The sequence below is a fragment of the Stenotrophomonas sp. YJH_SMC_20 genome (assembly GCF_059367845.1).
In genome coordinates this window covers 478821-492331 of record NZ_JCAFRG010000001.1, presented here as the reverse complement: position 1 = coordinate 492331, position 13511 = coordinate 478821, and the positions used below count along the sequence as shown (strand labels likewise).

13 protein-coding genes are annotated in these 13511 nt (G+C 67.6%); 7 read left to right on the top strand and 6 right to left on the bottom strand.

Annotation, left to right across the window (positions count from 1 at the left end):
* Position 1: 1 nt before the first annotated feature.
* A complete protein-coding gene (locus AC5P6A_RS02330; RefSeq protein WP_346714642.1) occupies positions 2-1135 on the bottom strand; it encodes an MFS transporter in 1134 nt (377 codons plus the stop codon).
* Between the two features lie 11 nt (positions 1136-1146).
* On the bottom strand, positions 1147-1923 hold the full coding sequence (locus tag AC5P6A_RS02325; protein WP_180876251.1) for a DeoR family transcriptional regulator: 777 nt from the start codon (positions 1921-1923) through the stop codon (positions 1147-1149).
* A gap of 159 nt (positions 1924-2082) precedes the next feature.
* Between AC5P6A_RS02325 and smqnr the strand changes: the two genes are divergently transcribed.
* Positions 2083-2730, top strand: coding sequence for a SmQnr family pentapeptide repeat protein (gene smqnr / locus AC5P6A_RS02320; protein WP_014646203.1), 648 nt, complete (start codon positions 2083-2085; stop codon positions 2728-2730).
* A gap of 3 nt (positions 2731-2733) precedes the next feature.
* Here smqnr and AC5P6A_RS02315 read toward each other — a convergent pair whose 3' ends face one another.
* Positions 2734-3408: a methyltransferase domain-containing protein gene (locus AC5P6A_RS02315; RefSeq protein WP_180876249.1), complete on the bottom strand. Its 675-nt coding sequence runs from the start codon at positions 3406-3408 to the stop codon at positions 2734-2736.
* 87 nt (positions 3409-3495) lie between these two features.
* Positions 3496-4194, bottom strand: a complete 699-nt coding sequence (locus AC5P6A_RS02310; protein ID WP_180876247.1) for a glutathione S-transferase N-terminal domain-containing protein — start codon at positions 4192-4194, stop codon at positions 3496-3498.
* Between the two features lie 115 nt (positions 4195-4309).
* Between AC5P6A_RS02310 and AC5P6A_RS02305 the strand changes: the two genes are divergently transcribed.
* Positions 4310-5254, top strand: coding sequence for a LysR substrate-binding domain-containing protein (locus AC5P6A_RS02305; RefSeq protein WP_495222207.1), 945 nt, complete (start codon positions 4310-4312; stop codon positions 5252-5254).
* Here AC5P6A_RS02305 and AC5P6A_RS02300 read toward each other — a convergent pair.
* Positions 5193-6572 (bottom strand): aminotransferase-like domain-containing protein, encoded by a 1380-nt coding sequence (locus AC5P6A_RS02300; protein ID WP_180876243.1) that lies wholly within the window; start codon positions 6570-6572, stop codon positions 5193-5195. The genes AC5P6A_RS02305 and AC5P6A_RS02300 overlap by 62 nt on opposite strands.
* A 133-nt stretch (positions 6573-6705) precedes the next feature.
* On the opposite strand from AC5P6A_RS02300, the gene AC5P6A_RS02295 reads away from it, so the two are divergent.
* From AC5P6A_RS02295 to AC5P6A_RS02285, 3 genes are all read left to right on the top strand, one after another.
* Positions 6706-7593, top strand: coding sequence for a DMT family transporter (locus tag AC5P6A_RS02295; RefSeq protein WP_155029051.1), 888 nt, complete (start codon positions 6706-6708; stop codon positions 7591-7593).
* Positions 7594-7771: 178 nt separating this feature from the next.
* Positions 7772-8608, top strand: coding sequence for an SDR family oxidoreductase (locus AC5P6A_RS02290; protein WP_346714643.1), 837 nt, complete (start codon positions 7772-7774; stop codon positions 8606-8608).
* 38 nt (positions 8609-8646) lie between these two features.
* Complete coding sequence (locus AC5P6A_RS02285; RefSeq protein WP_069138975.1) at positions 8647-9525, top strand: LysR family transcriptional regulator; 879 nt, start codon at positions 8647-8649, stop codon at positions 9523-9525.
* Between the two features lie 361 nt (positions 9526-9886).
* Here AC5P6A_RS02285 and AC5P6A_RS02280 read toward each other — a convergent pair whose 3' ends face one another.
* Complete coding sequence (locus tag AC5P6A_RS02280; protein WP_171952385.1) at positions 9887-10291, bottom strand: GFA family protein; 405 nt, start codon at positions 10289-10291, stop codon at positions 9887-9889.
* Positions 10292-10461: 170 nt separating this feature from the next.
* Here AC5P6A_RS02280 and AC5P6A_RS02275 point away from each other — a divergent pair, with 170 nt between their 5' ends.
* The gene (locus AC5P6A_RS02275; protein ID WP_227852035.1) at positions 10462-11436 is read left to right on the top strand and encodes an Lnb N-terminal periplasmic domain-containing protein; all 975 of its coding nucleotides are present in this window, start codon (positions 10462-10464) and stop codon (positions 11434-11436) included.
* A complete protein-coding gene (locus AC5P6A_RS02270) occupies positions 11436-13457 on the top strand; it encodes an esterase/lipase family protein (RefSeq protein ID WP_346714644.1) in 2022 nt (673 codons plus the stop codon). The genes AC5P6A_RS02275 and AC5P6A_RS02270 overlap by 1 nt, the downstream gene beginning before the upstream one ends.
* Positions 13458-13511 lie beyond the last annotated feature (54 nt).

Sequence of the window (13511 nt, the reverse complement as noted above, 5' to 3'; positions counted from 1 at the left end):
GCTACACCCGCAGCCAACGCGTGGAGATCGCCACCAGCAACAAGGCCGTGGCAACGCCGATGAATGCGGCGATCAGGCCGAAATGGTTGGCGGCGAAGCCGATCAGCGCCGGTCCGGCGAGAATGCCGGCGAAGCCCAGCGTGGAAACGGCGGTGATCGCCAGCGCACCCGGCATGCGGGTCTGGTGGCCGGCCAGCGAGAACAGCGCGGGCGCGATGTTGGCGCAACCGAGGCCGACCAACACGTAGCCGACCAGCGACGCCTGCCACGGCGTGACCAGGGTCAGCACCAGCACGCCCGCAGCGGCAAGCAGAGCACCGAAGACGATCGCGCGCTGGCGGCCCACGCGCGCCACCAGTGCGTCGCCGAACAGGCGCGCCACGGTCATGGTCAGGGTGAAGGTCACGTAGCCGACGCCGGCCAGGCTGGCATCGACGCGCCGCACATCGCTGAGGAACACCGCGCTCCAGTCGAGCATCGCGCCTTCACCGAGGAAGGCGACGAACGCCAGCACGCCGATGAACAACACGATGCCGTGCGGCAGGGCCAGCATCGGTGTGTCGTGCGGGATGCGTTCGCTGTGCCAGTGCGCTGCCGACAACAGCATCACCAGCAGCATGGCGCCAACGCCGATCAGCACCGATGCCAAGGGCGGCAGCTGTGCGGACAGCAGCACGGTCATGGTGGCCGCGCCGAGGAAACCACCGATGCTGAAGAAGGCATGGAAGCCGGACATCATCACGCGCCGTGCTTCGCGCTCGACGATGACGGCCTGCACGTTCATCGTGCAGTCCATTGCGCCCACGGCGGCACCGAACACGAACAGGACCAGCCCGAGTGTCCAAGCCGAACCGGCCAGCGCCAGGCCGGGCACGGTCAGGCAGATCAGCAGGCTGCTGGCCACCATCATCCGCCGGCAACCCAGGCGCGCGGCCAGCACGCCGGACAACGGCATTGCCAGCAGCGAACCGGCACCGAGGCAGAGCAGTACCAGCCCCAGCGTGGCGTCGTTGATCCCGGTGCGTGCCTTGGCGAACGGCACCAGCGTGGCCCACAGCGCGGTGGCGAAGCCGGGAATGAAGAACGCAGCGCGGGTCGCGTGCTGTTCGGCACGCGCGCGGTTGGCAAGGGACATGAGCGGTACGGTCACGGCGGAGTGGGGTGTACCGCGATGCCTGCGGCGCGGAAGCGTGCCGCCAGCGCCGGCGGGGCCGAGGTGGTGAGCACCAGGTCGTCGATCTCGTCCAGGCTGGCAATCTGCCAGTTGCCGCGTGCACCCAGCTTTTCAGTCGTGGCGGCGACGATGACGCGGCTGCTGCACGCGACCATCGCGCGCTTCAGCGTGGCCTCTTCTGCATCCATTGCCCATACACCAGTATCGCCGTCCACCGCGCAGGGGCCGGGCAGGTACACGTCGGCGCGCAGGCGCTGCACCTGGGCCAGTGCTTCTGCGCCGACCGCACCGCCACCGCTGGCCAGGCGGCCGCCGATCACCTGCACCGAGGTGCCTTCAAGCAGGCTGGCGGCCGTGGCGATCTGTGGCGCATTGGTGATCACCGTCAAGCCGAGGGCGGGCGGCAACTGCTGGGCGATCGCCAGGTTGGTTGAACCGGCATCGAGCAGTACAACCTGATTGGGTTGCAGCAATGCGCAGACGCGGGCGGCCAGCTCGGCCTTGTCGCCGCGGTCGCGGGTCAGGCGCTCGCGCAGCGGCCGTTCCTTGGGCGGCGGCAGCACGGCGCCGCCGTAGACACGCTGGCACAGGCCCTGTGCGGCCAGTTCGCGCAGGTCTCGGCGGATCGAATCTTCGGAAACCGCATAGCGGCGCGCCAGTTCGGCGGCGACCACGCGGCCCTGCTGGCGCAGTTCCTCCAGGATCTGCCGGGTGCGCTGGGCGGGGAGGGGGCTGGGATCGGAGCTCATGCTGCAAGTCTGCACGTTCGTGCATTAACGTGCAACAACGTGCATGCGGCGTTGGGGGACGCAGGGCGGCTGGACTGCCGGTGAATCCGCCCGCGCCCACGTCTATGGATCACCCTCGCGGTCCGGCATGATGGCGGGGCACCTGGCATGGAATCCCTGATGTCCCCCACCGTTCACCGCAAGCTGCGCATCGGCGCGGACCAGTACACCGGCCAGAAAGTGGTCGACCAGCAGTTCCATGAGTGCGATTTTTCCGGTGCCGACCTGACCGCCACCGAGTTCATCAACTGCAGCTTCTACGATGCCGACAGCCGCAGTGGCTGCCGCTTCAATGGCGCCACATTGAAGGAAGCCAGTTTCCGCAGCTGCGACATCAGCATGTGCCACTTCAACTTCATCAAGGCGCTGGGCCTGGAGATCAGCGAGTGCCGCGCGCAGGGTGCGGATTTCAGCAACGCCAGCTTCATGAACCAGATCACCACGCGCAGCTGGTTCTGCAGCGCCTTCATCAAGAAGTCGAACCTGCGCTATGCCAATTTCTCGCGGGTCACGCTGGAGAAATGCGAACTGTGGGAGAACCGCTGGGACGGTGCGAACGTGAGTGGCGCAAGCTTCGCGGGCTCGGACCTGTCCGGTGGCCAGTTCGAGGGAATCGACTGGAACAGCGCCAACTTCACCGACTGCGACCTGACCAATTCCGATCTGGGCGAGCTGGACCTGCGCAGCACCAACCTGCGTGGCGCCACGCTGGACGTGCAGCAGGTGGCGCTGTTGATGCAGCGGATCGGCATCACCGTGGTGCCGTAGACATCACCCGGCGTACGCCACCCAGCCCTTGAAGCTGAAGCCCGCATAGAACAGCTCCACGCCATCGAAGCCGGCCTCCTGCATCAGCGCGACCTCCTGTTCGGGGGCCAGCAGCGGCAACCGCTCGGCAATGGCGTCGATCGCGCGCTGTGCATCGGCGTGGGCAACCCCCGAGGCTTCGGCGAACGCGGCGTAGCGCTGCAACCAGCGCAGCTTGCCGGCCGGATCCTGCGGCACGCTGTGGTGCGCCACCACCAGCGGTGCGCCGGGCTGCAGGCGCCTGTGCAGCTCGCGCAGCGTGTGCAGGCGCTGCGCGGCGTCGAGGAAGTGCAGGGTCAGCAGGCAGCTGGCACCATCGAAGCGCAGATCGGGCGCATCGTCGATGTAACCTTCCAGCAGCTGCACGCGCGGCATCAGCGGACCCAGTGTCTGCTCGGCCAGGGCCAGCATCGGCGCGGCCGGATCCACACCCAGCAGCTGCCAGCCCGGCTGCGCTTCGGCAAAGGCCTTCAGCTCAAGCCCGCCCCCGGCGCCGAGTACCAGCACGCGGCCCTGTGCGGGAACGTGTTCGGCCAGCAGCAGGCGGGTCATCTGCTGCAACGCGAGGAAACCGGGCACCTGGCGCAGCGGCGCTTCGGCATAGTGGGCCACTGCCTGCGGGTCGGAAAACGTGGACATGCGCGGGTTCCTGCGGCGGGGGACAGGCCACTGTAGCAAGGCGCGCAAGAGGCATTGCGCGTCGCTGCCGCACAGTCAGGACCGGGCTCAGGCCGTGGCGGCCTCAAGCACGTCGTGCAGTTGCACCTCGCCGAGGAAGCCGCCGCTGCTGGCTGCCGGTCGCTGCGCTTCGATGGCGTGGGCGAACTGCACGCCGGCGTCGTCCTGCAGGCGCTCGAACAGCTGCTGCACCCTGGGGAACCCGCGGCGGTCGACCACCTGGTGGTAGTCGTTCCAGCGCGCGATGCCGGCGAAGTAGGCATCGGCAAAGCTGCGCTGTTCGCCCAGCAGCCACGGGCCTGTGCCGATCATCTGCTCCAGCGCCTGGTGGGCGTGGCGCACCTTGGCCGTGCCATAGGCACGCAGCGCCTCGCCCTCGGTACCCTCGGCGTGTTCGAGCGCATGCCAGAGCGGCGCGTAGGCACCGAAGAAGCTGGTGTTGAGATAGGCCAGCCGGTGGTTGAGGCGGTCGAAGCCGGACGTGCCCTGTGCGAAGCCCAGCCCCTGCATGATGCCCTTCGCGGCCAGGTGGTTGAGGATGGCCAGGCTCTCGCTGAGCAGTTCGCCCTGCGCTGTGCGCAGGGTCGGGGTTTCGCCCAGTGGATTGAGGCGGCGGTAATCTTCGCCCTGCACCTGGCCGGGCATGTCGATGCGGCACAGGTGATACGGCTGGCGCAGCCATTCCAGGGCGACGATGGAGCCGAACGAGCAGCCCGAGGGCACGCCGTAGAAGAGGATCGGGGTCATGGCAGGTTTCCGGTTCAAGCCGCGATGCGGCGGGTGAGGAAAGCGTGCCTGCGTGGACATTGCGCCGGAAGCCGTCCGAATGGCATCCTGAAGTCCACATCTGTGGACGTTGCGCATGCTCAACCTCAACGATCTGGCCCTGTTCGTGACCGCAGTGGAGCAGGGCGGGTTCGCTGCAGGCGGTCGCCATCTGGGCCTGCCGCGCTCGACCCTGAGCAAGCGCGTGGCGCTGCTGGAAGAACAGCTCGAGGTGCGCCTGCTGCAGCGAAGTTCGCGCCGCTTTGCGCTGACCGAGGTCGGTCAGGCGTTCTTCGAACGCGCACGCGCGGCGTTATCCGAGGTGGAGGCTGCCGAGGCCATCGTCCGCGATCGCCAGGCCGAACCGAGCGGCACCGTGCGCATCAGTGCTTCCATTCCGGTGGTGCAGAGCGAGCTCGCCGCGTGCCTGCCTGCGCTGGCCCGCCGCTATCCACGGCTGCGCATCGAAGTTGAAGTGAGTGATCGTTTCATCGACCTGGCGCAGGAAGGCATCGACATCGCCCTGCGCAGCCACTTTGGTCCACTGCCGGATTCCGGGTTGGTGCAGCGCATGCTCGGTAGCGAACGCATCGTGCTGGTGGCGTCGCCTGGTTATCTGGTCACCGCGCCGGCAGTGGACACTCCCGAGCAGCTGCGCGCGCATGCCGGCCTGCTGACCGCGCGCCACGCAACGCGCTGGACGCTGCACAGCGCCGACGCCCGCACCGTGCAGGTGGAACCGCAGGTGGCGCTGGTCGGCAACGAGTCGCAGCTTCTCATCGCGGCGGCCGAAGCGGGCCTTGGCATCACGGTGTTGCCGCACAGCCTGTGTGCCGCAGCGATTGCTGCGGGCCGCCTGCAGCAGGTCCTGCCGGCGTGGCATGCCGGCGAAGTCACCACCAGCGTGCTGCTGCCGCATCGTCCTGGGCAGTTGCCGGGTGTGCGCGTGGTGGTGGATGCGCTGGTCGCGCATTACCAGCTCAACGCAGCGCGCGCGCCAGCACCTGCCAGATCCGCGGGTCCTGGCACTGCGAAACGTTGAAGCGCAGATAGTCGGCCGCACGCTGCGACTGGCTGAATGCATTGCCCGGCGCCAGCACGATGCCCTCGCGCAGGCAGTGCCGCGCCAGTGCGGTGGCGTCGCGGCCATCGGGCAGCTGGCACCACAGGAACAGGCCGGCTTCCGGCTGCAGCCACGGCGTGATGCCCAGCGTCTGCAGTTTCCGCAGTGTGTGCCGGCGTGCATCGGCCAGGCGCGAACGTATCGACTGCATGTGGCGGCGGTAACCGCTATCGGTCAGCGCGATGTGCATCAACTGCGCGGCCAGATGGCCGCCGCCAAAGCTGGTGGCCAGCTTCAGGTCGGTCAATGCCTCTATCCAGTCGTGGCGCGCAGCGATGTAGCCGCAGCGCGACGCTGCCGACAGCGTCTTGGAGAAACTGCCGACGTGGATCACCCGTGACAGTCCATCGAGCGCGGCCAGCCGCGGTGCCGGCTGCAGTTCGAAGTCGGCGAAGATGTCGTCCTCGACGATGATCAGCTCGCTGCGTTCGGCCAGGCCCAGCAGGCGGTGCGCGGTGTTGGCTGAAAGCACCGCGCCGGTCGGGTTGTGCAGTCCGGAATTGGTGATGTACAGCCGCGGCGAATGCGCCTGCAGGGCTTGCGCGAACGCCTCCAGGTCCGGGCCGCTGTGCGTGTACGGCACGCCGATGGCCTGCACCTGGTGCGCCTTGAGCAGTGCGTGGTAATTGAAGTAGCTCGGGTCATCGACCAGCACGCAGTCACCGGGCTTGAGCAGGAAACGGCAGAGCAGATCGACCGCGTGCGTACCGGATTCGGTCAGCAGGATCTGCTCCATCGGTGCATCGATGCCAAGCGAGGCGCTGCGCCTTTGCAGCAGCTGGCGCAACGCGGGCAGCCCGAGCGGGCCGGCGTAGTCCACCAGTTGCATGGCATCGGCACGCGCCAGCCCGCGCAGGCCGCGGCGCACGCCATCGTGATACAGCCAGTCACTGGGCATCCAGCCGCACCCTGGCTTGAGATCGCCCGCGGGCGTTTCCAGCGATTGTCGTGATACCCACAGCGGATCCACCGCGCGATCCAGCCGCGGCTCCATTTCGGCCAGCGCCAGCGGTGCGGCCGGGCCACTGACGTAGAAGCCCGAGCCTGCGCGTGCACTGATCAGGCCTTCGGCCGCCAGGCGCTCGTAGGCCTCGACCACGGTGGAGACTGAAACTCCCATGGTCGCTGCCTGCGCACGTACCGAAGGCAGGCGGGAGCCGGGGCCATCCACCCGTGCACTGATGCGGGTGCGGACGGTCTGGATGACCGATTCGATGCGGGTGAGCGGGCGCGGCATGGTGGAACCGTAGTGGAAGTGTGGGCAGTACAGTTACTTGCGGCTGTACTGGATTGTAGCTGGGGTCGTTCCGCGCTGGATGCTTCCATACAGGTGCAGCCGGGCATCGTCCGGCACCTTCAGGAGTACAGGCGTGGAACGGTCGGCGAGTGGTTGGATCAATGGCTTCATCGGTGTGGTGATCTTCGCCGGCTCATTACCGGCCACCCGCCTGGCGGTGCTGCAGCTGGATGCCGGGTTCGTCACCGCCGCACGCGCCACCATCGCCGCGGTGCTCGGCCTGGGCCTGTTGTTGATGCTGCGCCAACCGTGGCCGCGGCGCGGCGACCTGCCGGGGCTGGTGGTGGTCAGCCTCGGCGTTGTGGTCGGCTTCCCGCTGCTGACCGCGCTCGCGCTGCGCCATGCTTCGTCGGCACACACCATCGTGTTCCTCGGCCTGCTGCCGTTGAGTACAGCGGTGTTCGGCGTGCTGCGCGGTGGCGATCGGCCGCGCCCGGCGTTCTGGCTGTTCTCGTTGCTGGGCAGTGCCTGCGTGGTCGGCTATGCCGCGCGCAACGGCATCGAAGCCTCTTTGCAGGCCGACCTGCTGATGCTGGCGGCGATCGTGGTGTGCGGGCTGGGCTACGCGGAAGGTGGTCGGCTCGCCCGTCATCTGGGCGGCTGGCAGGTGATCAGCTGGGCATTGCTGCTGGCGTTGCCGGTGATGCTGCCGATGACGGTGCTGATGCGCCCGGCCTCGCTCTCGGCGGTCGGTGCCTCGGCGTGGTGGGCACTGGGCTACGTGGCAGTGTTCAGCATGCTGATCGGCTTCCTGTTCTGGTACCGCGGGCTGGCCCAGGGCGGCATCGCCGCTGTCGGCCAGCTGCAGCTGCTGCAGCCCTTCTTCGGCCTGGCCCTGGCCGCGCTGCTGCTGCACGAATCGGTCAGCCTCAGCATGGTGCTGGTGACTCTGGTCGCAGTGATCTGCGTCGCCGGCGCGCGCCGCTTCAGCCGCCAGGAAAAAGGGGACGGAGGGGATTAAGTCGTAACTGGCCCTGCTGTGCCTGAAACGACTTAATCCCCTCCGTCCCCTTTTTCGGTGATACCGCGGGCGTATCGTGCGGCGTGGTCAATGGTATTGGCCGCAACCTGGGTGCACGGCCGAAGCTGTGCCGATGCAGCCGATTTCCCGAATTTCCTTTGAAGGTCAGGTTGGCCTGGTGACGGGTGCCGCCGGTGGACTCGGCCTGGCCTACAGTCGCCTGCTGGCCGAGCGCGGTGCGCAGGTGCTGATGCATGACGTCGGTGCCGGTACCGATGGCCGAGGCGCTGACCCGCAGCGCATCCTGCGCAGCGTCGAAGTGCTGCAGGCGCAGGGTCTGCAGGTGCAGGCCGCAAGCGGCCCCATCGGCCATCGCGACGGTTGCCATGCGCTGGTGCAGGCGCTGCTGCAGGCGCACGGCCGCATCGACTTCCTGATCCACAACGCGGGCTGGGTCGAGTACCAGCCGCTGGAAGCGGTCGAGGACGATGCGCTGGAGCAGATGCTGTGCCTGGCGGCGAAGACGCCGTTGTGGCTGGCGCAGGCGGCATGGCCGGCGATGCGCGAGGCCGGTGGTGGACGCATCGTCATCACTACTTCGGATCGCGCGTTGTATCCGCAGTACGCACAGCGTGGACTGTCCGCCTATGCAATGGGCAAGCTGGCTGCGCTTGGCCTGGTCAATGTTCTGGCGCTGGAAGGCTCCGAGCATGGCATCGTGGTCAACGCTGTTTCGCCGGTGGCGAAGACACGCATGTGGGGCATCGAAGGCGAGCCCGACGAACTGCATCCGGAAGCTGTTGCGCAAGGGGTGGCCTATCTGGCATCCACGCGCTGCCAGGAAGGTGGGTGGGCACTGCGTGCCAGCAACGGGCAGTTCCATGCACTGCGCCTGCAGGAAGCCGAGCATGTGGCGTACCCGCGCGATCTGCGTGCGGTGACTGCTGACAGCATCGAATCGGTCGCACTGCAGTGGCCGGCCATCGCCCGCGCCAGTGTCGACGCGCGCAGCTGACGGCGTACCCTAGGCAGGTTTCCACTGCCGGCACCGAGATGATCGACCTGCGCCTGCTTCGCCAGTTCGTGGCCGTGGCCGAAGAGCTGCATTTCCACCGCGCTGCAGCGCGCCTGCACATGTCGCAGCCCCCGCTGACGGCGGCGATACGACGGCTGGAAGACGAACTGGGCAGCGAACTGATCGTGCGCGGCAATCGCACCCTGGGCCTGACCGTGGCCGGGCAGACGTTGCTGGTGGAGGCGCGGGCAACGTTGCAGCAGGCCGAGCAGGCGCTGCAGCGCACCCGCGCCGCCGCCGCCGGGCAGTCCGGCAGCCTGCGCGTGGGCTATGTGGGCAGTGCGCTGTATGGGCGCCTGCCTGGCCTGATCCGCCGCTTCCGCCAGCAGTACCCGCAGGTACAGCTGCACCTGCAGGAAGCCACGTCGCGTCAGCAGCAGTTGTGGCTGCGTGAGCAGCGCATCGACGTCGGCGTGCTGATTCCACCGATTCCCGCCGCCGAGCTGGTGCTGCACGACTTCGACCATGATTGCCTGGCAATTGCGCTGCCACGTGCCCATGCGCTCGCCGATGCGCCGGAACTCAACATCGCGATGCTGGCCGACGAGCCGTTCGTTTCATGGCCAGCGGGCGAGGGCATCGGCTTCCACGCGCAGGTGCTGGGCCTGTGCACCGTTGCGGGCTTCACCCCGCGCGTGGTGCAGGAAGCGCAGGGCATGCATGCGGTGTTGTCGTTGGTGGCGGTGGACGCTGGCGTGGCAATCGTTCCAGCCAGCATGGCCAGCTTCCGCCCGCAGGAGATCGTCTATCGCGCGCTGGAAAGCGATGCCGCGCGCTTCGATCTGCCGTTCTGCACGCGGCCAGAGCAACCGTCGCCGCTGCTGCGCAATTTCCTGGAGGCGGCGGCCGGGGCCTGACGCCGCCTGTGCGTTCGCCGGCGGCAATGCACGACCATGGAACCAGGCTCCGGTGATTCCCGTCGTGCACCGTCGAGCAAGGAAGCCCCACTCCGTGCCCTACCGTCATCCCGTTGTCGTGTCCCGCTCACGTCGCCTATGCCCACCCGGGCCTAGTCTTGATCGTCCCCGTCCCCCCACGGAGACCTGCCATGTGGCTGCTCGACCATCTCTGGCCCAGCCGTCGACCGCTTCCTCCCCCGGTCGCGGATGCGCCGCAGGCACCGCCGCGCCGGCCTTGGCTGAAACGCCCGGCGCGGGCGGGGCGCAGCGGCATGGCGCCCTGGCAGAAGATCGCCACGCCGCCGCGGCGCACGCGCCACTAGCCGGTGCGGTCTGACGGGTGGTTGACCCCGTCGCTGACCGGAATAACCCCCAGCGCGAACGGGTCGATGCCCTCCAGGCACGCCACGTTGTAACCGTACTGGTCCGGGTTGGAGCGGCGCCGGTGATGGGTGTAGATGCCGCACACGTCGCAGAAGTAGTGCTCGGCCACATGGGTGTTGAACTGGTACAGCTGCAGGTGGTTCTGCCCGCGCACGACCTGCAGGCCCGCGCGGGCAACGCTGGCTGCAATGGCACCCCGGCGCCGGCACATCGAGCAGTCGCAGCGGCGGGGATCGACGATGCCGTCCGGCAGGTCCAGCAGCAGCTCGACCGTGCCGCAGTGGCAGGTTGCGCGGTGCCGGGGTTGGACCGGAACGCCGGCCACGGAAGTGATGCCCATCATTGCTCCTGTGTGATCCATCTGGCCGTGCGGCCGCCGGAGACGGTGCGCCGGCGTGCCTGAACGGGCCGTAGATGCCACGGTGAACCCGCTTGTGGCTAACTATGCGGCTTCGGGACCGCGACAGGATGCCAGTGAGAGCCGCAGGACGTTGGATGACAGGAAGTGCCATGGCGCTGGCGGCGTTGTGGGTGACCGGGCTGCTGGCCTATCAGGTGCCGGGGCCGGGCTGGCTGGCCAATGGCATTGCGGCGCTGTGGCTGCTGGTTGCGCTGTGGGCGTCGTGGCAGGTCGCGCGTGGCCGTGGCCATCGTCGCCTGGGCATGGCGTTCGGCGCGTCGCTGGCGCTGGCCGGCCTGTGGTGGCTGCTGCTGACCCCGCGCCAGGACCGCGTATGGGCCGATGACGTGGCCCAGCGCCTGCATGTGGTGTCCTTCGACGGGCGCCACGTGGTGCTCGACAACGTGCGTGATTTCACTTGGCGCAGCGAAACCGACTACGACGCGCACTGGGTGCGCCGCGCGTACGACCTGGACCAGTTGCGCTCGGCCGACCTGGTGCTGTCGTACTGGATGGGCCCGGCCATCGCCCACACCCTCATCTCGTTTGGCTTCGAGGATGGGCGCCACGTGGTGTTCTCGCTGGAGATCCGCAAGGAACGCGGCGAATCGTTCTCGGCGCTGGGTGGCTTCTTCCGCAAGTTCGAGATGACCCTGGTGGCCGCGGAGGAGACCGACATCATCCGCACCCGCACCAATGCGCGCGGCGAGGATGTCTACCTGTACCGCCTGCACGGCATGGACCGTGCGCAGCTGAAGGAGCTGTTCGCCGCGTACATCGCGCAGGCGCGCGAACTGGATGCGAAGCCGGGCTTCTACAACACACTCACCAGCAACTGCACCACGATCGTCTTCGATCTGGCCCGCCAGATCGCGCCGCGCCTGCCGCTGGACTACCGCCTGCTGCTGTCCGGCTACCTGGCCGAGTACGCACAGGAGGTCGGTGCACTGACCCCGGGTGTGCCGTACGCCGAGCTGCACGACAAGGGCCGCATCACCCAGCGTGCGCTGGACCTGGGCAGCGGCGAACACTTCTCCACCGTGATCCGCCAGGGCGTACCTGGCACCGAGCAGGACCCGCAGTAATGACCCGACTCTTCCTGATCCGCTGGCAGCGTGCGCTGCCGGTGTTGTTCGCCGCCTTCCTGCTGCTGGGCAGCAGTGGCTGCGCGATGGTCACCGTCAAGCAGGTCAAGTCCAGCGATTCGCTGGTCAACAAGCGTGCCGACGTGCTCAATACCGGCAAGCTCAGCCCCGCCGCGCGAGAGACGCTCAGCGCGGCAGGCCTGGACGAATCGCAGTGCGAGAAGGACTTCCTGGTCTGCCGCAGCACGCTGCTGATGACCGACGATCTCAATGTCGAGCAGCGGCTGTCGGCGCTGTCCGAACTGTGGGTGAAGGCCGCGCTGGCGCTGACGCCGAAGAAGACCGCAGCCGGTGATCCGCCGATGAGCGACGCAGCGCTGGACGCCTGGCTGGAAGCTGCGCGCTACGCCTATGCCTACCTGTTCTACAGCGGCCGCTCACCATCGGATCGCGCCTTCGAAGACCGGCAGACGCAGGTGCGTGACTACTACAACTACGCGGCCGAGAAGGCGGCGGTGGTGCTGTTCGTCCGCGCGCGCGCCGCTGCGTTGGCGGGCGAGGACTACACGAAGCCGATCTCGGTCGGCAGCTGGTCGCTGGCTTCCAACTACCAGCAGCTGAACCTGAAGAGCATTCCCGCGCAGCTGGTGCCGGCTGGCACGGTCAGCTTCGTCGGGCTGCGCAGTACTTATCGCCGTGATGGCTTCGGTGCCGAACTGGTGATGGTGATGGACCCGCCGAAGCTGGTCGCACCGGTGATCGCACCCGAGGGCCCCAAGGCTGAGGCGCCGCAGGAGGATGAGGACGACGCACGCCGTGGCCGCCGTCATCGCCACGACGATTCGGTGCCCGAGTTCAGTGAGATGTCCTCGATCAACGTCACCGCACTGCTGCGCTTCGAAGGCAGCAACCTGGACGATGTGATGCGCACGCGCCGGGTCGAGCTGGACGCTTATTCGCCCGAAGCGACCGAGCGCATCTCCCTGCATGGCGAGCAGGTGCCGCTGGCCGGCAACTTCACCGCCGCCTATGGCTTGTGGTTGGCGCAGAGCGGTTTCGCCCGGCAATCACTGCGCACCCTGTTCGGCATGAGCGAGGGCATCGGCGAACCGCACATCTACCTGATGCAGCCGTGGGACCCGAACCGCCGCATCATCTTCATGCTGCACGGCCTGGCCAGCAGCCCGGAAGCCTGGGTGAACCTGGCCAACGAGATCATGGGCGACCCCGAGCTGCGCCAGCAGTTCCAGGTGTGGCAGGTCTACTACCCGACCAACGCGCCGATCGCGCTGAACCGCTACGAGATCGCCAACGCGTTCAATGACACCCTCAAGCACTTCGACCCCAACGGCAGCACGCGCGCATCGAAGGACATGGTCTATATCGGCCACAGCATGGGCGGCGTGCTGGCGCGGCTGCTGGTGAGCGACTCGGGTGATGTGCTGTGGGATGACCTGCTGGCCAACTATGACCTGAAGGGCGAGCGGCTGAAGCGGGTGCAGGCCAAGCTGGGGCCACTGCTGCATTTCAAGGCGCAGCCGAACGTGGAACGCGCGATCTTCATCGCCGCGCCGCACCAGGGCACGGATATCGCCGGCAACAGGGTCGGGCGGCTGATCGGTCGCCTGGTACGCCTGCCGCTGACCATTCTCGGCAAATTCGAGGACGTGTTCATGGCGCTGGCACAGGCCGAGCAGCAGGTCGACGGCACCGCCAAGCCGAAGATCCCCAACAGCATCGACAACCTCAAGGCCAGCGATCCATTCGTGAAGGCCGCAGCGCAGCTGCCGATCGAAGCGGGACTGAAGTACCACTCGATCATCGCCCAGCGCAAGCCGGAGCTGCCGGTGGACAAGTCCGATGACGGACTGGTGCCGTACTGGAGTGCGCACCTGCCGGGTGCACAGTCGGAGAAGGTCATCATTTCCGGCCACAGCGTGCAGGAGACCCCGCAGGCGGTGCTGGAAGTGCGGCGCATCCTGCACCGGGACATCGATGACGTAGGCACGGGGACCCGGTAGTCCCGGCCGCTGGCCGGCACTCTCCGCGCACGCGGGAATCCCGTGATGGTGCCG